Below are 24,257 nucleotides of genomic sequence, written 5' to 3'. Positions count from 1 at the left end.
TACTAAATTATAAAAGCTTTTAGAATTAAATCTGTTATTATTCGCATCTTTGTATCCGCCACGTGCATGTTTTGTTATGTTCAAAAAAATACTTTTTTATTTTACCATATTCCTTTTTAACTTTTTGGGGCAATCCCAAGAAGTGCAGTTATCCCCGCTATCCAAAATAAGCTTGCTTACCGTGGGTACCGGTGATGATTTGGCCGCAAAATTTGGTCATAGCGCCATTCGTTTACAAGATCCTTCCATAGGAATTGATGAGGTATATGGTTACGGCACCTATGATTTTGAGGACCCCAATTTTTATTTAAATTTTACAAGGGGTAAATTGGCCTATACTATTTCCAGAATTCCATATTCATATTTTGAGAGATCTTACAAACAAGAGCAACGTTGGGTCAAGGAACAATCACTTAACTTGAATTTACAACAACGCAATGCTATAATCGGCTTTTTAGAGCATAACTTACTTCCTGAAAACAAGAGATACAAGTATGATTTCCTATTTGATAACTGTGCCACTAGAATACCAATGGTATTTGAAAAAACGTTAGGCAATGAATTACATTTTAATTTTGATCATCTAAGCGAGCATTTAACATTTAGGCAACTTATACGTTTAAAGCTCAACCCTAATAGCTGGTCCAATTTTGGAATAGACTTGGCTTTAGGTTCTGTGATAGACCGCAAAGCTACCCCGTATGAACATTTATTCCTCCCTATTTATGTTTATCGGCAGATGAAGCACACTACTCTAAATGGAGAGCCATTTGTTAAAAAAGAAACGGTTCTTTTAGATATTCCGGAACAGGACGATAGTTCTATTTTTGTTTTTAGTCCCGCTTTTTGGCTAGGATTACTTTTAGTTCTGGTTAGCTGGATAACCTATAGAGACCATTCCAAAGGAGAACGTACCAAGTGGCTAGATTTTTCACTGTTTATCCTTACTGGACTTTCAGGAATTTTAATTGCTTTTCTTTGGTTTGGTACCGACCACCTGGCAACAAAAATGAATTATAATGCTTTGTGGGCGTTTGCTCCAAATGCAATTGTGGCATTATATCTTCTAAAAAACGACCCTCCAAAATGGATAAATACCTATTTGATCATTGTAATGATTTTGGTCCTAATATCCATTTTAATATGGATTTTAAAAATCCAGGTATTTTCCATTTTAATGATACTTGTTTTAGGGGTATTGAGCATTAGATATATCTTCTTGTATTCATTTTTTAAAACCGTCCAAAAAACCAAAACTAATTAAAATTCTCACGAATAAATTGGTTTTAGAACGTAGCATCAATAACGAACAATAAAAAATATATGAATTTACTTACCGTTGAAAATATTTCAAAATCCTATGGCGAGCTGGTCTTGTTTGACAACCTTTCTTTTGGTATTAACAAGGACCAAAAAATTGCCTTGATCGCAAAAAACGGTACAGGAAAAACATCCATATTAAATATTCTATCCGGGGCGGACACCCCAGACTCCGGTCAAGTGAATTATCGTAAGTCTACCCGAGTTTCCTTTTTGGCACAAGAGCCGGTAATGGACCCCAACTTAACCGTTGAAGAGACCATATTTGCGTCTGATAATGAAATTTTACAAGTTATTTCAAACTACGAAAAAGCCTTATTAAATCCTGAAGATTCGGATGCTTACCAAAAGGCATTTGAGGCAATGGACCGTTTTGAAGCTTGGGATTTTGAGACCCAGTACAAACAAATATTGTCCAAGCTAAAATTGGATGACCTCAATGCAAAGGTGGGCAGGTTATCCGGTGGGCAGAAAAAACGATTGGCATTGGCCAATGCACTTATCAATAAACCGGACTTACTGGTCCTGGACGAACCAACCAACCATCTAGATCTTGAAATGATCGAATGGCTAGAGGATTTTTTCGCAAAAGAAAACATGACCCTTTTCATGGTAACGCACGACCGTTATTTTTTAGAGCGTGTATGCAATGAAATCATTGAATTGGAAAATGGCAAACTGTACCCATATAAAGGAAATTATTCTTACTATTTGGAGAAAAAGGAAGCCCGTATAGAACAGGAGGCCACAGAGCAACATAAAACGGAATTGCTGTTCAAGAAAGAATTAGATTGGATGAGGCGTCAGCCAAAGGCACGTACCACAAAATCAAAATCAAGAATAGATGATTTTGCGGTAATCAAGGAAAAAGCCAGCCAGCGGAGAAAGGACCATCAAGTTCAGCTAGAGTTGAATATGGAGCGTGTTGGCAGTAAAATATTGGAGTTGCATAAGATTTCAAAATCTTACCCCAATAAACCAATACTTGATAAGTTTGAATATGTATTTCAAAAAGGTGAGCGCATAGGCATTATTGGTAAGAACGGTACAGGAAAATCTACTTTCCTGAACATTCTTACAGGCAAGGACCAACCTGATGCCGGAAAGGTGGTGGTAGGTGATACCATAAAGTTTGGCTATTACACCCAAAAGGGCATTCAGATAAAAGAGGGTCAAAAGGTAATAGATGTCATACGTGAGTTTGGAGATTATATTCCGTTAATGAAAGGCAGGCAAATTTCTGCCCAACAACTTTTAGAGCGATTTCTTTTTGATAGAAAGAAACAATATGATTTTGTTGAAAAATTAAGTGGTGGGGAAAGAAAGCGGCTATATTTATGTACAGTACTTATTCAAAATCCCAATTTTTTGATATTGGATGAACCAACCAACGATTTGGATATTGTTACCCTGAATGTATTGGAAAGTTTTTTGATGGATTTTCAAGGTTGTCTAATGGTCGTTTCCCATGACCGTTATTTTATGGATAAAATCGTAGACCACCTTTTTGTCTTTCGGGGTAATGCCGTAATTGAGGATTTTCCCGGTAATTACTCGGACTACAGGGCTTATGAGGACAGTCAGATACAGGAAAAGCGAGAACAGAAAGAATTAAAGAGCACGCCTAAATCTAATTGGAAAGATACTTCCTCAAATGCAAAAGCTTCATACGCGGAACAACAGGAGTTTAAAAAATTGGAACGGGAAATACAGACACTGGAACAAAAAAAGGTAAAAGTGCAAGAAAAATTTACGGATACCTCCTTATCTCCAGATGAAATAAAAGACCTGTCCATTGAACTTAAAGAATTAACGGGTACCATTGACCAAAAGACAGAGCGCTGGTTTGAACTCTCGGCAATTATTGAAGGTTAGTGGTACAATAAAGTTATTAAGCAGTATGCTCTTGTTTGGACAAAATAACCAACGAACAAAAATTACCGTTCGTCTACAGTAAAATGATACTCACCTAACGTCATAGAATTTAGTTAGACTATGCTACTACTTTAGCAGTATAATTAAACGAATATGAGACTGTTTATCGCTTTTACCGCACTATTTTTAACTAACTTTTTGGGTCATGCCCAAAAAACAACAGAAGACAATACTGCTCCAACAAGGACACCTAAGGCAATTTTAGTTCAAAAGATAGAGACCAATAAAGCAACACTAATTAAAAGTACAACTGATAAAATTGAAGTAGCTAGGTTGCATAAAAACAAGAACAACAGAATAATTAAGGCATTGGCGTTCGACATAAAAGCGAACAAACCAAAAATGGCTTAACGTAACGTTTAACTTTTTTTATTATACGTGCGCATTTTAGCCAACTCATATTCCAAACTAAATACTTCAAAACAATTACAGTTGATAAAGGATACTTATTTTTGAAAAAAAATGTTTTGTATCAAATATTGTCCTTTTTAAAATTCTATGTTACGGCTACCAATCAACACGGTGTACACTCCCCTTTTGTCTATGACTACGTCACAAAATGTTTGTATAAAAAAGAACGAATCAGGCTACCTGTAAGTACAAAAGTTCTAGTAAAAAGTATTTTATACTTTAATTACCAAACCGTAAGGTTATTGACCGCGAATAAAAATCTGGAAAAAGATATATTTGACCATTGCCCTAATGTCAATTTTACCCAAGAAAACCCAATTGTAATTGTTGGCTCCGTTAATGATATCCTGCACAGTAAAATTCTAGATCAGAAACTTGAAAATAGAACAATGCTGTTCATTGATAAAATCCATAAAAATCAAAATAATTTTGAACAATGGAAATATATACAGGCACATAATAAAGTAACCGTTACTATAGATTTGTTTTATTGTGGCTTGGTTTTCGTTAGAAAGGAACAAGTTAAAGAACATTTTAAAATACGGATATAAACCTGTAATTTTAAACTTAATCTCATCAATAAAAATGAACAATACTATTTACATTATACTGGCAGTAGTATTTGCACTTTATTTGGCACTTACGATAATAAATAGGAACAAATCCAAATCCCGCAAATCAAAAAAATTCATGGGCGATTATGAGCGTAAGGATAAGCACAAGAAAAATTAAGCCGTTAATTTCGTGAACCAAAAAATAAGTTACGATCAACAAACGGTAAATAAGAGCAATATGTTCGTAATCCCTTATAGTTTTAGAGTACAATGAAAATATACACAAAAACAGGTGATGATGGCACTACCGGACTCTTTGGTGGGACCAGGGTTCCCAAACACCATATTAGAATAGAAAGCTATGGCACTATTGATGAGTTAAACTCGTGGTTGGGCCTTATACGCGATCAAAAAATAGACACTACCACAAAGGAACAATTAATACAGATTCAAAAAGATTTGTTTACGGTTGGCGCTATTCTGGCTACAGATCCCAATAAAGCACTTTTAAAAAATGGGCAAAAGAGACTGGCCATTTCAACAATAAGTACAAAAGAGCTCCAATTTTTAGAAAAGGCCATTGACGAAATAGATTTAAAATTACCGGCAATGACCCATTTTATTCTACCAGGCGGTCACACGACCGTGTCATACTGTCATATTGCCAGAACTGTTTGTAGAAGAGCGGAAAGAATGTCCACCTTGTTATTTAAGAATGAAAAATTTGATATGACCGTGCTGTCATATTTGAACAGGTTATCAGATTATTTATTTGTATTGGCACGAAAATTGTCTGTAGATCATAAAGCGAATGAAATAAAATGGGTTCCTGAAAAAAAGGACTAATAAAAAGCTAATTTATTCGTTATCAATTTATCAAAGCAAAAAATAATGGAACAAAAATTGATTTTTAAGGCTAATTTCTTGGCTATCTCAATTTAAAAATTACTTTTGCAAAAATTTTAAAATCAAACAATTACTATGTATTGGACATTAGAATTAGCATCTTATTTAAGTGATGCACCTTGGCCGGCAAGTAAAGATGAGTTAATAGATTACTCTATTAGAACTGGAGCCCCTTTGGAAGTCGTAGAAAATTTACAGTCTATGGAAGAAGAAGGTGGAGAGATTTATGAATCGATAGAAGAGATTTGGCCTGACTATCCAACGGAAGAAGACTACCTCTGGAACGAGGACGAATATTAATATTCGATATCATAATAACTACAAAAAAGTCTCTTAGGAGGCTTTTTTTTTATGTAATTTTGACAGGTAGTTAGGTTATTTCATAGAAAAACAGAGACTGGAATACCTTTTGCTATTTTTCAACGTCGACACATTTGCCGACTCTATAATATTTTGAAACCTACCTTGTTCAACAATAGGCAAGTTAGGTATCATTTCTAATTAGATTAAAACATATGAGTTTCATAAATTCTATCCTAAAGGCCTTTGTTGGTGATAAATCGCAAAAAGATGTAAAGGAGCTTCAACCTTTAGTGGACCAAATAAAATCTTTTGAAGTACAGTTGAAAAGCCTGAGCCATGATGAATTAAGGCAAAAGACCTTGGATTTTAAACAAATCATTCAAGATTCCTATAAAGAAAAGACTGAGCAGATCAATGCATTGGAAGAGGAGGTCAAAAACTCAAATGACATTGACAAGAACGAGGATATCTATACGGAGATAGATAAATTAAAGGAAGAAGCTTATGCACTTTCTGAAGAAACATTGAACAAAATACTTCCAGAAGCATTTGCAGTGGTCAAGGAAACGGCCAAACGTTTTGCAAATAATGAGACCATTACCGTTACCGCTTCTGAATATGACAGAACCTTGTCAGGTAGTAAAGGCTATGTTACCTTAGACGGTGATAATGCCATTTGGAAAAACTCCTGGGATGCCGCAGGTAAAGAAGTAACTTGGGACATGGTGCATTATGATGTACAACTTATAGGAGGTATTGCCTTACACCAAGGTAAGATTGCAGAAATGCAGACAGGTGAAGGTAAAACTCTTGTGGCTACCCTACCTTTATATTTAAATGCATTAAGTGGAAACGGTGCGCACTTGGTTACCGTAAATGATTATTTGGCCAAGAGGGATAGCGCATGGATGGCCCCAATTTTTGAATTTCATGGTCTTTCCGTAGACTGTATAGATCACCATAGACCCAATTCCGATGGTAGACGGGCTGCATATAATGCGGACATTACGTATGGAACCAACAATGAATTCGGTTTTGATTACTTAAGGGATAATATGGCGCATACCCCAAAAGATTTGGTACAACGCCCCCATAATTACGCCATTGTAGATGAGGTAGATTCCGTTTTGGTAGATGATGCGCGTACACCGCTTATTATATCCGGACCCGTACCCGAAGGTGACCGCCATGAGTTTAATGAGTTAAAACCTAAGGTTAGCGAAATAGTACAAAAGCAGCGTCAGCATTTAACTGGTGTATTGGCGGAAGCTAAAAAATTGATTGCTGAAGGTGATACCAAAGAAGGAGGATTCCTTTTACTGCGCGTATATCGTGGGCTTCCTAAGAACAAGGCCTTAATAAAATTCTTGAGTGAGGAAGGAGTAAAACAGTTGCTTCAAAAAACTGAGAATTTTTATATGCAGGATAACAATAGGGAAATGCCCAAGGTAGATGAGGACCTGTTGTTCGTAATAGATGAAAAAAACAATCAAATAGAATTAACGGATAAAGGCGTAGACTATATCTCTGGGGAACAGGACAGGGATTTCTTTGTTATGCCGGATATTGGTGGTGAAATTGCCAAAATAGAAAATCAGAATCTTGATATTGAAAAAGAAGCGGAACTAAAGGAAGAATTGTTCAAGGACTTTACCGTTAAGAGTGAGCGTATTCATACCATGAGCCAATTATTAAAGGCGTATACCTTATTTGAAAAAGATACCGAATATGTGGTCATGGACAATAAGGTAATGATCGTTGACGAACAGACCGGTCGTATTATGGATGGCCGTAGATATTCTGACGGTTTGCACCAAGCCATTGAAGCAAAGGAAAATGTAAAAATAGAGGCCTTAACACAAACCTTTGCAACCGTTACCTTACAGAATTATTTTAGAATGTACAGCAAGCTTGCGGGTATGACGGGTACGGCAGTTACCGAAGCGGGCGAATTCTGGGAGATCTACAAATTGGATGTTATGGAAATTCCAACCAACAGACCAATAGCCAGAGATGATCGTAATGACTTAATCTATAAGACCAAAAGGGAAAAATACAATGCGATCATAGAAGAGGTTACCAAGATCAGTAAAGCTGGTAGACCCGTATTGATTGGTACAACATCTGTAGAGATATCAGAACTTTTATCAAAACTATTGAGTGTACGCAAGGTTCCCCATAATGTACTGAATGCCAAACTTCATAAAAAGGAGGCAGACGTAGTTGCTGAGGCCGGTAATGCCGGAGTAGTTACAATTGCTACCAACATGGCGGGTCGTGGTACGGATATTAAATTGTCCGAAGAAGTTAAAAAAGCTGGAGGACTTGCAATCATTGGTACGGAAAGGCATGATTCACGACGAGTTGACAGACAGCTACGTGGTCGTTCCGGACGTCAAGGAGATCCGGGAAGTTCTCAGTTCTATGTTTCCCTGGAAGATAACCTAATGCGATTGTTCGGTTCTGACAGGGTAGCCAAAATGATGGATAAAATGGGCTTGGAAGACGGTGAGGTCATTCAGCACAGTATGATGACCAAATCCATAGAACGCGCACAGAAAAAAGTTGAAGAGAACAACTTTGGAGTACGTAAGCGTCTATTGGAATATGATGACGTAATGAACGCACAGCGTGAAGTGGTCTATAAGAGAAGACGCCATGCGTTACAGGGAGAGCGTTTAAAGCTAGATATTGCCAATATGATCTATGATACCTGTGAGGTAATCGTTGAGGGCAATAAAAGTGCCAGTGACTACAAGAATTTTGAATTTGAACTGATCAAGTATTTCTCAATGACCTCTCCCGTAGAGGAAACTGAGTTTGACAAATCCGGTGCACAGGAAATTACCGCCAAAGTATACAAGGCTGCCTACAAACATTATAATGAAAAAATGGAACGTAATGCCGCAGCTGCGTATCCGGTAATCAAAAAAGTACATGAGGATAATGCCAATAATTTTGAACGTATCGTTGTGCCTTTTACAGATGGCATTAAAAGTCTAAACGTTGTAACCAATCTTCAAGATGCTTACGATACCAATGGCAAACAATTAATAACAGATTTTGAAAAGAATATTTCGTTGGCCATTATTGACGACTCTTGGAAAACCCATTTGCGTAAAATGGATGAATTGAAACAATCTGTACAATTGGCGGTTCACGAACAAAAGGATCCATTGTTAATTTATAAGTTTGAAGCATTCGAGCTTTTTAAGTCCATGATAGAAAAAGTGAACAAAGAAGTTGTTTCCTTTCTTTTTAAAGGGGAACTACCTTCAGAAAACACCAATGCAATTCAAGAAGAACGTATGGTTCAGCGTTCAAGGGAAAAATTAAAAACCACCAAAGAGGAAATACCCAATAGTGATGAATTGGCGGCACGTAATAGAGCAGTTGGTCAAAACCAAGGAGAGCGACCTGCTGTTACAGAAACCATTACCAGGGAACAACCAAAAATTGGTAGAAACGAACGTGTTACCATTAAAAATGTAATGAGCGGTGAAAGTAAAACCGTAAAGTTTAAACAGGCAGAACCGCTGATTCAAAGTGGCTCTTGGGTATTAACACAAGACTAATTTAAAATACATTTCTTTTTAAAAAGCATTTCATTTTATTGAAATGCTTTTTTTATGTGTAAAATTCTCACTTTTAAATTCCAACTTGTTAAATCAGAATATTATAAAATTTTGGTATAAAAAAAACGGTATATTTAAGTTACCACTTAAAAAGCCGAAAAATGAACAATACCAGAAGAAAATTCATTACTTCTATAGGAATGCTTGCAGCCAGTTCGGCATTTCCTATATCAACTTTTGCGTTTAAAAAAACTTCTAAATTAAAGGTTGCCTTGGTAGGCACCGGTATTAGGGGCACCACTTTTTGGGGTAAACGTTTGGTAGATGAATATGGTGAAATATTGGAATTTGTTGGTTTATCCGATATTAACTCAAGCCGCTTAAAATATGCCATGAAATTCATAGGAGCGGACTGCCCGCTCTTTACGGATTTTGAAGAGATGATACAAAAGACTGAACCTGATTTGGTCATCGTTACCACTAAAGACTCCACCCATCATGAATACATTATTAAAGGATTGGAAATGGGCTGTGATGTCCTTACGGAAAAACCGTTGACTACGGACGAAAGCAAATGCCAAGAAATTATTGATGCAGAAAAGAAATCGGACAAAAAGTTAATTGTAGGTTTTAATTATCGATGGAGTCCGTATGCTACAAAAATCAAGGAATTGATAAGCAACAAAACCATAGGAGATTTGGTTTCCGTAGATTTCCATTGGTACCTTAATACGTATCATGGTGCATCTTATTTTAGGAGATGGCATGGAGAAATGGAAAGCAGTGGTTCGTTATGGGTACATAAATCTACCCATCATTTTGATTTGTTAAATTGGTGGATAAATTCTGAACCTAAAGAAGTATTTGCCTATGGCGATTTGGAATTTTATGGCAAAAACGGACCGCAAAGAGGTCCCAATTGCAGGTCATGTGACCATAAATCCACTTGTGAGTTCTATTGGGATATTACAAAGGATGAGTCCATGAAAAAGCTTTATGCCGACCATGAGCATGAAGATGGTTATATCAGGGACAATTGTCTCTTTAGGAACGAGATAGATATTTATGATAAAATGTCCGCACAGGTTAAATATGCCGATAATACGGTAGTCAATTATAGCTTAACGACCTACTCCCCTTTTGAAGGTTGGCGTGTTTCGTTCAACGGAACAAAGGGCAGAATTGAAGCTTCTGAGGATATACCCTACCATTCGGTCAGCACGGTCAGTGAAGCTGAAAAACATGCTTTGGAAATGGCCCAGAATAATAAAGAGGAAGAACATTTTGGTTCGATCGTTGTACATAAATTATGGGAAAAACATGAGGTTGTCAAAGTACCCATTGAAAAAGGGGGCCATGGTGGCGGTGATAAGCGTCTTCATGATAAAATCTTTGTCAATCCAGAAACTACAGACCCTTATGGCAGAACTGCAGGCATTAGGGATGGGGCCATGTCCGTCTTAATAGGAATTGGAGCAAGAAGGAGTATAGAGTCAGGAAAAGCAATAAAAATTGGTGATTTAACAGACCTGGAACCTAAAAAAATACGTTCATAATAATTTTTTTGTTGCATTAGGCTATACTATCCTCAAATTTACTAGTATAATGTTAAAAACATAATTAGATTTACATTGTATAAACAGTATAATTTATAGTATCTAAACCACATTTATGCCCGGATTTACCATTGACCAAGAGCGTCTACAGGATAAAACCAAATTATTTTTAAGGGTAAGTTATGCCACTAGTATCATCTCCATATTATTTGGGGCCATATGCTATTTTATATTGCATGTTACCCAAATAATACCGTTTTTATTAGTTGCATTTGGTATAATCAACCTTATAAACCTTCAATATTTCAAGGTTCATAAGCAAATTTTACCCACGTTCAATATTTCATCGGTCATTGGACTTATATCTGCATTTGTGGTAACCCTTTATAGTGGTGGTATTCAAAGTTCGTTTATATTCATGCTTCCCTTAATAGGTTTTGGCGGGTTTGTCAATAGCAGTAAATATGGCAGAAATTATTTTAATCTAATTTACGTTCTAATTTGCTTGCTTTTCACGCAAACTATACCAAGTTTAAGGGTTACGGAAAATGTAGTTCCGGAAGAGTACTTTGGAACATTTAGTTTTCTTTCCATATTGATTTCAGTATACCTATTGGGCAATACCTTTGGCAAAAGTTTGTTAAAAACCTACAATGCCTTATATACTTCCAAGAAAAATATGGCTATCCAGGTTCATGAAAAAGAGAACCTATTAAAAGAAGTACACCATAGGGTAAAAAATAATTTACAGACCGTTTCAAGTTTATTGAGCCTGCAATCCAGAAACATTGAAAACGGACCTATGAAAGGACTTCTAAAAGGGACGCAAAACAGGGTTATAGCCATGGCTATGGTTCACGAAATGTTATATATGCGTAATGATATTAGCCATATTGAATATAAATCGTACGTGCAAGAATTGAGCGAATACCTTATACGTTCCATAAAAGGAATTGAAAATTCAATTGTGTTAAATATTGAAATTCCCAATATTAAATTAGGTATTGATACTGCCATACCTTTAGGATTGTTAATCAATGAAGCATTGACGAATGCCTTAAAATATGGAATTGAAGGTGATGATTCCGGAGAGATCCATATAAAATTACAAAAAGACCCAGCCAAACAAAACTGTTATATTTTGGAAATTGGTGATAATGGAAAAGGTTTCCCAGATACGGTAAATTATAAGAATACTAAATCATTAGGGCTAAAATTAATACATAACCTTACCCGCCAATTAAGAGGCTCCATAGAAAGGGACCACTCTAAAAAAGGAACTAATTACATCATACAGTTTCAAGAAATTAGTCAGCAGTTAAACCAGACCCTATAAGTTTATGTTGAGAATAATGCCAGTAATTTAATTGGCGTTCAGGAAAATTCACTACAAAAGTAATTGCAGTTAATTGTTTATATTTAAGCAACCAACTAAATAACTGACTGGATGCTTAAAAAATTACTCCTTTTAGTAATTCTTTCTGGATTTACCTTATCTGCCCAAGATTATTTTGTTCAAAAATACAAACCCTTTACAGCTGAAATTCCTTCGCCCGAAACATTTTTGGGCTATGGTATTGGTGAGCATCATACACGGCATGACCTCATAGTAGCTTACCTTGAAAAACTTGCCGAACTTTCCGATCGGGCAAGTATAGAAGAATACGGTAGAACCCATGAAGGTAGAAAACTGGTCATGCTTACCGTTACCAGTCCAAATAATTTAAACAACCTAAACAATTTGCGTGAAGCGCACTTGGCCTTTACCGACCCAAAACAAAAAGTTTCCAATTATAACGAGGTTCCTCTCTTCATTAACTTAGCATATAACGTCCATGGCAATGAACCTTCAAGTTCAGAGGCCGCAATGTTAACGGCGTATACACTAGTAGCTTCCCAAAATCCTGAAATTTTAAAATATTTAGACAATGCAGTTATTTTTATTGACCCCACCATTAATCCTGATGGTAGGGATAGGCATACCCAATGGGTAAATACATATCAAGGGAGTCCAGAAGTGGCAGATCCCCAAGACGCGGAGCATAATGAATATTGGCCTATGGGAAGAACTAACCATTATTGGTTTGACCTGAACAGGGATTGGCTATTGGCCATTAATCCTGAAAGTAGGGGTAAATTGAAATGGTACCATCAATGGTACCCCAACGTTGTGACAGATTTTCATGAAATGGGAACCCAAAGCACATACTTTTTTGAACCAATGAAAACGAATGCCTCTTTTGACCCCATTATGCCCAAAGAGAATTATGAAGATTTGAACACCCTATTTGGAAATGAATTTGCAAAAAGTTTGGATAGCATAGGATCATTATATTTTACAAAGGAAGTTTTTGATGGTACTTATCCCGGCTATGGCTCTTCCTACCCAGACCTACAGGGCGGACTAGGACTATTGTTTGAACAGGCCAGCTCAAGAGGACATAGACAAACTACGGCATTTGGTGAAATTACCTTTGCCTTTACGATAAGAAACCAATATGTATCTGGGTTAACCACTGTAAAAACAGCGGTGGACAATAAAGAAATAATGCGTAAGTATCAACAAGATTTTTTCAAGAGCGCCTTGACCAATGCTACCAAAAACAAGGTTAAAGGCTATCTTTTTGGGGATATTCATGATCAAAACAGAACAAAAGCCTTTATTGATAAATTGCTTCTTCACAAAGTAGAGGTGTACCGGTCTGGCAATAGGTTTGCGGTACCCACCCAGCAACCACAATACCGTATGGTGCAAACAATGTTTGAAACCTATGAAAAATATAGAGACAGTGTATACTATGATGCCTCTGCATGGTCCGTTGCCAATTTTTACAATATGAAATATAGACCCGTTAATAATTTGGACTTAGGGGAGAAAATTTCCACCACGCAGGAGCTGATCAAATTAGAACCCGTATCCAAATCCAGCTATGCCTATATCATGGATTGGGACGATTATAATGCACCGGCAGCCTTATATTATTTACAGCAAAAAGGAATTATAGCCTCGTCCGCTGCAAAGCCATTTTCAGTTAGGGCCAACAAGGAGAACAAATCATTTAATTATGGTGCAGTCTTGATTCCGGTAAGTCTCCAAAAAGTAGATGGCACATCAATTCATCAAATGATTACAGAAGCACAGGAAAAATTCAATGTTCCTTTTTATGCGGTGAACACTGGACTTAGCGATAATGGTATTGATTTGGGCAGCGGCAATATCTCACCTATAAAGCAACCAAAAGCCGTAATGTTGATTGGTAATGGAGTAAGGTCTTATGAGGCAGGTGAGGTTTGGCATCTACTGGATACCCGTGTACATATGCCTATTACGAAGGTACCCATTCGCAATTTCAACAAGTTGAATTTAGATAAGTATACCTCCCTAGTAATGGTTTCGGGACAATATAATTTTACTAAAAATCAAATTGAAAAAATAAAGCAATGGACGGAAAAAGGAAATACTTTGGTGACTATAGGCTCTGCCAGTAAATGGGCTATAGACAAAAAAATAGTTCAAGAAGAGCTCATTTCAAAAGAAAAGGATTCTACCCAAATAGCTATTAGAAAACTTTATGTAGATGCACGTGAGAATATTGGTAAGGAAAGTATTGGTGGTGTTATCTTAAAAGTTGACTTGGATATTACCCATCCACTCTCCTATGGCTATAGGGACAATCAATTACCTGTTTATAAAAACAATTCCGTTTGGTTGGCTCCCAGTAAAAATCCGTATGCAACCGTTGCCAAATATGCTGAAGACCCACATATTGACGGTTTTATAACCAAAAAGAACATGGCGGAACATATTATGAATTCGGCATCGCTTATTGTAAGTAAGGTAGGCAAAGGCAGGGCCGTATTATTTGCTGATAATCCAAATTTTAGAGGCTCATGGTATGGAACAAACAGGCTATTCTTAAACGCCCTTTTTCTTGGAGATAAAATAAAAGTTCCCTCGCAGGATTAATAATACCTATTTAAAATTTTAAAATTGAACATGAAAAAAAAATTAGGTCATATAGTACTGGTCATCGCCACTATATTCATAAATAATATATCTGCCCAGTCTTTGCAAGGTGACGGACCACATAACCAATTGATTATTAGAGGAGTCATGCTTATTAATGGTAATGGAGCCCCTCCTCAAGGACCTGTTGATATTGTTGTTGAGAACAACATTATTAAAGATGTGAAAGTTGTTGGTTACCGGGGGTAATAATAGATGAAAGTAGAAGACCAAAACTTAAACCCGGTGGAAAGGAACTCGATTGTACTGGTATGTTTCTCATGCCCGGTTTTATAGATATGCATACCCACATAGGGGGCGATGCACAAGGAGCAGACCCGGATTATGTGTTTAAACTGTGGATGGCACATGGAGTTACTACGGTGAGAGAAGTAGCGGGAAGAGGTATTGATATAGCGTTAGATTTAAAAGAAAAGAGTAAAAGAAACGAAATAATTGCACCACGCATAATTTCCTATACTGCCTTTGGACAGACAAGTAAAACCTTCAACCCCTTGAACGACATACCTATTTCTACACCAGAACAGGCTCGGGAGTGGGTACGTGCCAATGCAAAAAAAGGCGCGGACGGAATTAAATTCTTTGGGGCCGAACCTGAAATTATGGCAGCCGCTTTGGATGAAAACAAAAAGTTGGGCCTAGGATCGGCATGTCACCATGCACAGATGAGCGTAGCCAGGTGGAACGTGTTACATTCCGCTAGGGCCGGGTTGACCTCAATGGAACATTGGTATGGTTTGCCTGAGGCATTATTTGAGGACCGTATGGTGCAAGATTTTCCGTTGGACTACAATTACCAAAATGAGCAGGATCGTTTTGAAAATGCGGGTAAGTTATGGAAACAGGCGGCAGCACCATACTCTGAACATTGGAACAATGTAATGAACGAACTATTGGCGTTGGATTTTACTATTGACCCCACATTCAATATTTATGAGGCAAGTAGGGATTTACAACGAGCTAGACGTGCAGAATGGCATGATGATTATACACTGCCATCTCTTTGGGAGTTTTATCAACCAAGTAAAATTTCCCATGGATCCTATTGGCATGATTGGGGTACAGAGCAGGAAGTGGAATGGAAAAACAATTACAAGCTGTGGATGACCTTTATCAATGAATATAAAAATAGAGGTGGCCGTGTAACGACGGGATCGGATTCCGGATTCATTTTTCAACTATACGGCTTTGCATATATACGTGAATTGGAGTTGTTGCGCGAAGCTGGATTTCATCCGTTGGAAATTATACAATCTGCCACACTAAATGGCGCAGAAGCGCTTGAAATGGACGATGTAATAGGCTCGGTCAGTATTGGTAAATACGCAGATTTTGTAGTAGTAGAAGAAAATCCACTTCAAAACTTTAAAGTGTTATATGGAACTGGAGCCATAAGGCTTACCGATGACAATGAGGTGGTTCGTATTGGTGGTGTAAAGTATACGATCAAAGATGGTATCGTATATGACGCCAAGGCCCTACTGGCTGATGTTAAAAGACAAGTAGATGAAGCCAAGGCAAAAAGTAATTATAACATTAAACAGCCCGGTATCAAGAATTAAAACTTCTTCTTGTCCACAGGCACTTTGATCGCTTGTAGTTTATTTTGTTTTCTTGTATTAATGGTAAACACTGCAAGAACAATAAGTACTGGTATTAAAATCGTAAGTAAAATCATAATTCAATATTTAAAAGGTGCTTCGTTGCACCTTTTTTAATATGGCAAAGATTATGCCAATTTACCGTAATTTTTCTTTGTAATAAAGGCCAATTCCCTATTGACCCTAGAATTCTTGTATCTATATAAACGGGCTATTGAAGTTTCGTCAGAAACTGTAACCTTTTCCTCAAGGTCAGAATCACTAATGCTACCAACCATAACAATACCCATTTCAAGAGTGTCAACTTTATCATTTTGCTTTGTATTTTGAGCCAGTGCAACCCCACCGGTAAAAAGAATTATTAATAAGGTAAAAAGTGTTTTCATAACTAATCTAAATACAATGTAAAGATACCTTCAGGTGTTGAAGAGTGCCCGTTGACCTCGCTGAAGTGCTATAATTTTCGCTTATTGTAATTTTCATTGATGAATAGACAAAAAGTATCGATGAATGGTTTTTAGGTCAAAAACCACATGTCGAGACAGGGTGCATTTCGTCGATGATATTAAATTACAAGAATGTTCAACAGGAGTAATTCAGTTCAAAAAAAACTAGATTGCCGAGTACAATTTATGATGAAGAAGCACTAGATATGAGCAGATTTGATCATCTGCAATACCTTATGGTTATGTTTATCGTACTTTATATAAAAGAATTGTTGTTAGGGTAGTTTAAAAATAATGTTGAAATTATCTTTTCTTACGTTTGGCATAATTTTTATCTCCCCTGGTCTTTGGTTTGGAATATTTCTTTTTGATAATGCGCTTATAGGAACCACCTTGATTCTGCTTTTTGTTCTTTTCCGATTTCTCATGAAAGCTGGCACCACGTTCCTCCTCATTAATGTGTAAAGGATTTTCACGCTCCCTATGTTTGGGTTGTTCATCATAGGTGAGTTTGGTTGCTATTTCCACATCATCGGGCAACGTTTTTAATGGTATTTCCTGTCCCATTAAAGTCTCAATAGCTTCCTTATATTCAGTTTCTGCAGGAGTATACAGTAATATTGAAATACCCTCTTTCTCTGCCCTACCGGTTCTACCAATACGATGCATATAATTTTCTGGATATACTGGGGTGTCAAAATTGATGACATGAGAGATTTCTTGTAGGTCCAGCCCCCTAGCCATTACATCTGTTGTCACCAAAATGCGGTTCTTACCCTCATCAAACTGGTTAATGGACCTTAACCTATAGTTTTGGGTTTTATTGGAATGGATGATACAAATCTCTTCACTAAAAAACTCTGCCATTTCCTTGAAAAGTAAATCTGCACTTCGCTTGCTAGAAACAAAAACCAGCACCTTATGAAATTCAGTTTCGTTCTGTAACAGATGCACCAATAGATTCACTTTGGTATAAAAATTAGGTGTGGCATAGCCAAGTTGCTTAATATTTTCCAAAGGTGTACCACTAACGGCAATAGCTATTTTTTGGACTCCCTTAAAAAAATCAGCAATAAAAATATCGATATCATCGGTCATGGTGGCAGAGAACATTATGTTCTGCCTTCTTTGAGGCAACAATTCAAATATATTTATCAATTGAAATCTAAAACCTAGGTCTAGCATTACATCGACCTCATCAATCACCAGTTTTTTAACTTGCTTGAGTTGCACCGCCTTGGTCAATATTAAATCATACAACCGTGCCGGAGTAGCCACCAAAACATCCGTACCTTTAGCCAATGCCTCTTTCTGACGCAGCATGCTCTTACCTCCAAAAACTCCAAGTACACGAATACCAGAATACTTAGCAAGTTTTTCCGTTTCTTCCACAACCTGGACCACCAACTCCCTAGTGGGCACCAAGATTACTACTTTAGGATGAATTTCTTTAGAAAATGTCAACGTGTTTAAAATAGGAAGCAAATAGGCAAATGTCTTTCCTGTACCTGTTTGCGCAATTCCTACCACATCACTACCACTCATAACTATTGGAAAAGCTTTTTCCTGAATAGGGGTAGTTTGTTCAAAACCTAAATCTGCCAACGCTTTTTCAAGGTTTCTAGAAATCTTTAAATCGGTAAACAAGGACATATAATGACTTTTGTATTAAAATGCAAAGCTATGTGGATTAGTTGACAAATCACGCAAAGTGAGACAATTATCAGGTTATTGGTATAAAATTAGGGTTTAGACCAATAATAATCCACTACCGTGGGGTGTTTTGTTTTTGTCCTTGTTTAGCCCCAGATGAAATACTGTTAACTTCCTTCTTTACGTAACACCTCTAAAGGCGGACTTTTTAAAATCCCCCTGCTATTGAACCATCCTATAAACAACACCAATAAGGTAATGCCAGGCAGAAGAATTATAAACGGAACATAAGAAGGTACAAATGGCGTGTCAAAAACAAAATAGGCGAGCAAAAAGCTGCTGAACAATGAAAGTAGTACACCTACCCCACTACCTAATATGCCTAAAAATAAATACTCCAAAGCATTTATTTTTAAAATCTGTTTGCTTTGTGCTCCCAATGTACGTAACAAGACACTTTCACGTATTCGTTGGTATTTGCTATTGCGTACGGAACCTATTAAAACAATGATTCCTGTTAGGATACTAAAAAATGCCATAAAGGTGATGACCCATGAAATTTTGTCCAATATATTTTCGATTAGGGAAACAACTTGTCTTAAATCAATGATAGATACATTTGGAAACTTATGCACTAGCTCTCGCTGCAAATTGGCCGATGATTTTTTATCTGGTGCGTTCGTGGTAAGAACATGAAACTGCGGTGCATTCTCCAATACGCCTTGCGGAAAAACAATGGAAAAGTTAAGTTGCATCCGTGCCCAATCCACTTGCCTTATATTACCAACCACTGTAGTCATTAATTTACCTTGAACATTGAACAACAATGTATCTCCAACGGTAACCAGTGCATCATTGGCCACATTATTCGCCAATGATATTGGTATTACCTTTGCATTGGGGTCTACACGTTCTATCCATTCCCCTTCCAATAATTGTTCTGACCCGATCATGGAATCCCTATAGGTGGTTCTAAACTCGTGATTTAAAATCCACTTGTTCACCCGCGTAGTTGTGTCTAATCGAATATCATTTACGGATCGGTCCTTTATACGTTCCAATCGCATGGTTACTATTGGAATATTATCTATTAAGGGCAATCCATTTGGGGTAATTGTATTTGCTACCTCATTGCGCTGATCGGTCTGTACATCAAAAAGTATTAGATTAGGACTTTGTTCATTCGTTTCAAAAGCAGTTTTTGCCAATAAAAAATCTTTGGTAAAGTATAAAGTACTAATTAAAAATGTACCTATACCAATAGCCAATATCAGTACTACGGTTTGGTTGTTCGGTCTAAAGAGATTCAACAAACTCTGACGGGCCGCAAAACTCCATGATTTTGGAAAGAATCTCTTTATCAAGCGCATAAACCCAATGGATACCAATCCCAAAATGGAGAACGTTACCAATATACCTAGGACAAAACTGGCAGCAAAAGTCCAACGGCCCAATAGCCAATAAGCAAACCAAAAAACAAACAGGATAATGGTCAACATGACCCAAAGTTGATACGGTCTAGATTTTTTACCAGTGTCCTGTTGTACACGCAGTACCTGTAATGGAGATACAAACCAGGTATTTATTAAAGGGGACAGTGCAAATAGAACCGACATAATCACCCCTAACGACAACCCTACAAAAATTGCTTGGAACGAAGTGGAAATCTCCACCTCAAATGGTAAAAACTCCTGTAATATTAATGGAAACGTCTGTTGCAATAGTAATCCTATTACCGTTCCAATAAGTCCGCCCAATAGACCCATTCCAGCAATCTGAAGTAGAAAAATCATGAATGTTTGTTTACGGGTCGCCCCCAAACATTTTAGTACGGCGACCGCCTTCAATTTTTCCTTAATATAAATATGTACGGAACTGGCAATACCCACGCACCCTAACAATAGGGCTATAAACGCTACCAAATTTAAAAACCGGCCAACATTGTCATAGCGTCGTCCCAGACGTTCACTGGTATCCGTATGCGTATCCATATCTGCATTTTCGGCATCCAGCATAGGATCAACCATTTTATCCAGCTGTTTTAAATCTATCGTAGCATTCTTAAAATAGTAGTTATATTCCAACCTACTTCCACGTTGTAATAGTCCGCTCTGTTCCATGAAACGATAGGGTACAATAATGGGCGGTGCCGCAGTGGCCCCAATAGCGGTACTACCCGGGGCGGTTAGCAATGAACCTACAATAGGAAAGGTAATGTTACCCAATTTTACGCTATCGCCCGGCTGAAGATTATACTGTAACATTGCGGTAGCATCTACCAAGGCCCCACCTAATTCTTGATAGGAATTTGCGGCACTGGGAGGCTCCGTCTCCAACTCCCCGTAAAATGGATAATTACCATCTATTCCACGTACCTGTACCAATTTTGTATTGCCGTTTTTTAAAAAAGCTGCCATAGAGGCAAAATTGACTTCTTTAGCTTCTGCCCCACCAAGGGAATCCATTAATTCCTCTACCCTTTCATTGGCAGGTTGGTTGCTGTCTATTAAAAAATCGGCACCCATAAGCGCTTTGGACTGCAGGCCAATATTTTCTTTTAGATTATTGCTGAAGGATTGTATGGAAACCACGGCGCTGATTCCTAAAATAATGGAGGCCATGAAAAATAACAATCGTTTGCCACTGGCTTTGCCATCTCGCCAAGCCATTTTAACCAACCAGCCAAAGTCTGCCTTTGAAATCCGTTTTAAGTTGCTCAAGATATCGCCGTAGTTTCGTTGATTACTATTTTACCACCTTTTAAGCGCAACACATGCTCATTTAATCTTGCCAAGTCCAGGTCATGGGTTACTATTACCAAAGTAGTTCCCATTTCCTTATTTAGATCAAACAATAACTTGATTACATTTTTTCCGGTTTCTTCGTCAAGATTGCCCGTAGGCTCATCAGCAAATAAAATTTCGGGTTTGGTACTAAATGCACGTGCAAGCGCTACACGTTGTTGTTCCCCGCCTGATAATTGGGACGGATAATGGTCATATCTGCTGCCCAACCCAACTTTATCCAAAAGTTCCTTAGCATCTTTGGACGCATTTTTAACCCCTTGCAGCTCTAAGGGCACACTAACGTTCTCCAACGCCGTTAACGTAGGTAGCAGTTGAAAATCCTGAAAAATAAAACCAACCTTTTCATTTCTAAGAAGAGCACGTTGATCCTCGTTCAAGCCGTTTAAATCTTCCCCACATAAGGTTATTGTTCCTTCATCAATTTGGTCCAAACCCGCACATAGTCCTAAAAGAGTAGTTTTACCACTGCCCGATGGACCTACTATGGCAAAACTTGAACCTGCCTCTATTGAGAATGAAATATTATCGAGAACCGTTAATTTCTTTGATCCACTGGTATAGACCTTCTTTAGGTTGTGAACGTTTAATATCTTTGTCATAAATCATTTTCTACAAGAGAACAAAATAAGCAAATGATTTGGATTCTAATTAGATAAGGCTATGTTGAAAGTATTAAAGTTTCGTTATTTTTTATGTGCATTGCTTATTATAGGTTGTAAGGAAAATGTTGAAAAAAAGAAAGTTGGACCTAATGAAAATGCCACGAAAGTAACGGAACAAGAAATGTTGGAAACGGATGAAAAGGTCATCTTATTTTATGGAAACAGTCTTACCGCCGCTTATGGATTGGATACCGAGCAGGGTTTTCCACAAAGAATACAAGAGCGTTTGGACTCCTTAGACTTACATTATAAAGTCATTAATTCCGGTTTAAGTGGGGAAACCACTTCTGGAGGTCTAAACAGGTTGGACTGGGTGCTAAACCAGCCAGTAGATATTTTTGTATTGGAACTAGGGGCCAATGATGGTTTAAGGGGAATACCCATTACGGAATCAATGAACAACCTACAGACCATGATCAATATGGTTAAAGACAGGAACCCAGAAACCCGAATAATACTTGCCGGCATGCAGATACCTCCAAATATGGGTGCAGATTATGCTACACAGTTCAAGCAAATGTATCCCGCCTTGGCAGAATCCAATAATATCTATCTCATTCCATTTTTATTGGAAGGCGTTGCAGGAATACCTGAATTGAATTTGGAAGATGGTATACACCCTACGGCCGAAGGTCAAAAAATTGTGGCCGAAAATGTTTGGGAAATATTAAAACCTATAGTCACCACAGGTTTGGAAAATTCGGAAATTTTGGAAAGCGATAAGAATACAATGACCAATTAGGCTACCAATGTTCTTCTTGAAATTGGCTTAAACGCCAATGCTCTTTTAATTCTAGCATTCTTGACTTTAAAAAACCTTGCAGCTGTTTGGGAACTCATAGGTAATCTTTCTGCCATAGGTTTTGCTTGCGCCATAGGCATAACAATAACCTGTACTCTTTTGGCCGTAGGATTTTCCTGTGCTTGGGACAATGTTCCCAAACAGATAACAAGGAATAAAAATATAAGGGTACGCATAAGTAGGTAAATTTGGTTTGTAGATAACTACCCGTTTTTAATTTTACGTACTTTCAATTCGACAAAAGGTATATTTTTTACGATGAAATGTTAGCTTTTCGATGTATTACCATTTTTTGTAGTCCGTTTTCCTACAAAAACATTTACCGATAATCGATAAAACCGTACATTTTACCCGTATTGTAATTAAATTCCTACAATTATTCAATATCCAGTATATTCCTTCTTACAAAACAATTTTCTTACTTATAATCACAGTTACGGTTCTTTATCTTAGGTTGACAATTCTTATACGAAAAAGAATTGAAGAATATCATTATCAATGTAACACCCTATAGATAATATTAGACCATTTTGGCCTTATTGGCCTTGGTGATGAAATTCAGCTCTCTTTTTATCTTCGAATTTTTAGACCTGTACAAACGTGCTGTTTGGTTATAATCCTTGGCGTTGAATTCCTTGGTAATTTTAGGTGCATTGATCAATTCAATAGTTTCAACCTTAACGTCCTTACCTTTATCCTGTGCTTGGACAGCAATTCCTATAAAGAGGATAAAGATGATAGATACTATTGTTTTCATGACTTGATTTGTTACACTTAAATAACGCAGCAAACCTAGTCCTACCCCATTCCAATTCGCTCAAAAACACGATTTTCCGTTACGATACAACAACATGGACAAAGTGTAAATTACGTCCGATGAACAACAAACCTCATCAATTCCTCATAGCGATCAAACAAGTAGTTTATCGATATGTCCTTTAAAGCTTCAACAATATATTTGGATCAGGACAATTACCTTTGTAGTGTTCCAATTTATTCTTGGCACAAACTCCTGGATAATCTCCCATATAACCTTCCATATCGCGTATTATTTGAAAATGCAAATGTGGTGCATAGTTTACATTTATATCCGGAGTCCCTAATACACCCAATACTTCGCCCGTATAAAAGGCTTTGCCCAATTTTAGATTATCCAAGGAGGACAAACTTAAATGACCGTACAGGGTATAAAAGGTATGGTTGTTTAGGCTATGCTGTAAAACTATAGTGGGTCCATAATCACCTGGAACGTTATTAAATTTAAAACTATGTACTATCCCATCAATAGGCACCATGACCTTTGTATGGGCCTGACACCAAAAATCTATCCCTAAGTGTATATTTCTTATTGGCGCGGTACTGGAGGTAAAGCTTTCCTTGTCACTATAAAGATTTCGTTCTTCCAAATACCCGCCAAAAGCTACAGAGCCTTTTTCGTAGCCAAGTACCTTATCAATATAATCTTGACAAACCATAGGGTCGGTTATATTTAAATTATATAATTCAGCATTATTTTTAGATAGATCAAGGGGCACATATTGTTCCGTTACTAGATCTTTATCCAAAATTTGAATAGTCGTGTCCGATACTGAAATTAAATCCTTAATGAATGCATCCATTTATCAAAAATAATTGATCTAAACATGTTCTTAACATTTTTTAACCCTATACCACGTAAGGTCTTTGTAAATTACCTACC

At 37.2% G+C, this 24,257-nt stretch carries 19 protein-coding genes and 1 pseudogene; 13 read left to right on the top strand and 7 right to left on the bottom strand.

What is annotated here, in order from left to right; all coding sequences use genetic code 11:
* The first annotated feature begins 124 nt into the window (after positions 1–124).
* From Q2T41_RS15670 to Q2T41_RS15615, 12 genes and pseudogenes are all read left to right on the top strand, one after another.
* The gene (locus Q2T41_RS15670; protein WP_304436848.1) at positions 125–1,264 is read left to right on the top strand and encodes a lipoprotein N-acyltransferase Lnb domain-containing protein; all 1,140 of its coding nucleotides are present in this window, start codon (positions 125–127) and stop codon (positions 1,262–1,264) included.
* Positions 1,265–1,323: 59 nt separating this feature from the next.
* Positions 1,324–3,195 carry an ABC-F family ATP-binding cassette domain-containing protein gene (locus tag Q2T41_RS15665; protein WP_304436847.1) on the top strand — a complete coding sequence of 624 codons (1,872 nt, stop codon included), beginning with the start codon at positions 1,324–1,326 and terminating at the stop codon, positions 3,193–3,195.
* A gap of 153 nt (positions 3,196–3,348) precedes the next feature.
* A complete protein-coding gene (locus Q2T41_RS15660) occupies positions 3,349–3,606 on the top strand; it encodes a hypothetical protein (protein WP_304436846.1) in 258 nt (85 codons plus the stop codon).
* Between the two features lie 116 nt (positions 3,607–3,722).
* Positions 3,723–4,217 carry a hypothetical protein gene (locus Q2T41_RS15655; protein ID WP_304436845.1) on the top strand — a complete coding sequence of 165 codons (495 nt, stop codon included), beginning with the start codon at positions 3,723–3,725 and terminating at the stop codon, positions 4,215–4,217.
* A 34-nt stretch (positions 4,218–4,251) separates the two neighbouring features.
* Entirely contained in the window at positions 4,252–4,398 is a 147-nt protein-coding gene (locus Q2T41_RS15650; protein WP_179213212.1) for a hypothetical protein, read from the top strand.
* Positions 4,399–4,490: 92 nt separating this feature from the next.
* Complete coding sequence (locus tag Q2T41_RS15645) at positions 4,491–5,066, top strand: cob(I)yrinic acid a,c-diamide adenosyltransferase (RefSeq protein ID WP_089262078.1); 576 nt, start codon at positions 4,491–4,493, stop codon at positions 5,064–5,066.
* A 135-nt stretch (positions 5,067–5,201) separates the two neighbouring features.
* Positions 5,202–5,426, top strand: coding sequence for a DUF2795 domain-containing protein (locus Q2T41_RS15640; RefSeq protein WP_027064442.1), 225 nt, complete (start codon positions 5,202–5,204; stop codon positions 5,424–5,426).
* 215 nt (positions 5,427–5,641) lie between these two features.
* The gene (secA, locus tag Q2T41_RS15635; protein ID WP_304436843.1) at positions 5,642–9,004 is read left to right on the top strand and encodes a preprotein translocase subunit SecA; all 3,363 of its coding nucleotides are present in this window, start codon (positions 5,642–5,644) and stop codon (positions 9,002–9,004) included.
* A gap of 161 nt (positions 9,005–9,165) precedes the next feature.
* The gene (locus Q2T41_RS15630) at positions 9,166–10,560 is read left to right on the top strand and encodes a Gfo/Idh/MocA family oxidoreductase (protein WP_304436842.1); all 1,395 of its coding nucleotides are present in this window, start codon (positions 9,166–9,168) and stop codon (positions 10,558–10,560) included.
* Between the two features lie 115 nt (positions 10,561–10,675).
* Entirely contained in the window at positions 10,676–11,896 is a 1,221-nt protein-coding gene (locus tag Q2T41_RS15625; protein ID WP_304436841.1) for a sensor histidine kinase, read from the top strand.
* Positions 11,897–12,007: 111 nt separating this feature from the next.
* A complete protein-coding gene (locus Q2T41_RS15620) occupies positions 12,008–14,527 on the top strand; it encodes a M14 metallopeptidase family protein (protein ID WP_304436840.1) in 2,520 nt (839 codons plus the stop codon).
* 30 nt (positions 14,528–14,557) lie between these two features.
* A pseudogene (locus Q2T41_RS15615) lies at positions 14,558–16,149 on the top strand (amidohydrolase family protein).
* Positions 16,150–16,316: 167 nt separating this feature from the next.
* Here Q2T41_RS15615 and Q2T41_RS15610 read toward each other — a convergent pair.
* From Q2T41_RS15610 to Q2T41_RS15595, 4 genes are all read right to left on the bottom strand, one after another.
* On the bottom strand, positions 16,317–16,574 hold the full coding sequence (locus tag Q2T41_RS15610; RefSeq protein WP_304436839.1) for a hypothetical protein: 258 nt from the start codon (positions 16,572–16,574) through the stop codon (positions 16,317–16,319).
* Between the two features lie 363 nt (positions 16,575–16,937).
* Complete coding sequence (locus Q2T41_RS15605) at positions 16,938–18,287, bottom strand: DEAD/DEAH box helicase (RefSeq protein WP_304436838.1); 1,350 nt, start codon at positions 18,285–18,287, stop codon at positions 16,938–16,940.
* A 167-nt stretch (positions 18,288–18,454) separates the two neighbouring features.
* Entirely contained in the window at positions 18,455–20,956 is a 2,502-nt protein-coding gene (locus tag Q2T41_RS15600; protein WP_304437462.1) for an ABC transporter permease, read from the bottom strand.
* Positions 20,957–21,003: 47 nt separating this feature from the next.
* Positions 21,004–21,693 carry an ABC transporter ATP-binding protein gene (locus Q2T41_RS15595; RefSeq protein WP_304436837.1) on the bottom strand — a complete coding sequence of 230 codons (690 nt, stop codon included), beginning with the start codon at positions 21,691–21,693 and terminating at the stop codon, positions 21,004–21,006.
* Positions 21,694–21,754: 61 nt separating this feature from the next.
* Between Q2T41_RS15595 and Q2T41_RS15590 the strand changes: the two genes are divergently transcribed.
* Entirely contained in the window at positions 21,755–22,498 is a 744-nt protein-coding gene (locus tag Q2T41_RS15590) for an arylesterase (protein WP_304436836.1), read from the top strand.
* Here Q2T41_RS15590 and Q2T41_RS15585 read toward each other — a convergent pair.
* The 3 genes from Q2T41_RS15585 to Q2T41_RS15575 form a co-directional block, all read right to left on the bottom strand.
* The gene (locus Q2T41_RS15585; RefSeq protein WP_304436835.1) at positions 22,495–22,734 is read right to left on the bottom strand and encodes a hypothetical protein; all 240 of its coding nucleotides are present in this window, start codon (positions 22,732–22,734) and stop codon (positions 22,495–22,497) included. The genes Q2T41_RS15590 and Q2T41_RS15585 overlap by 4 nt on opposite strands.
* 344 nt (positions 22,735–23,078) lie before the next feature.
* Positions 23,079–23,315: a hypothetical protein gene (locus tag Q2T41_RS15580; protein WP_304436834.1), complete on the bottom strand. Its 237-nt coding sequence runs from the start codon at positions 23,313–23,315 to the stop codon at positions 23,079–23,081.
* Positions 23,316–23,496: 181 nt separating this feature from the next.
* Positions 23,497–24,177 carry a peptidoglycan DD-metalloendopeptidase family protein gene (locus Q2T41_RS15575; protein WP_304436833.1) on the bottom strand — a complete coding sequence of 227 codons (681 nt, stop codon included), beginning with the start codon at positions 24,175–24,177 and terminating at the stop codon, positions 23,497–23,499.
* Positions 24,178–24,257 lie beyond the last annotated feature (80 nt).

This window comes from Maribacter confluentis, from assembly GCF_030505015.1.
GTDB classification, from domain to species: Bacteria; Bacteroidota; Bacteroidia; order Flavobacteriales; family Flavobacteriaceae; genus Maribacter; species Maribacter sedimenticola.
This window is presented reverse-complemented; position numbering and strand designations above follow the sequence as displayed.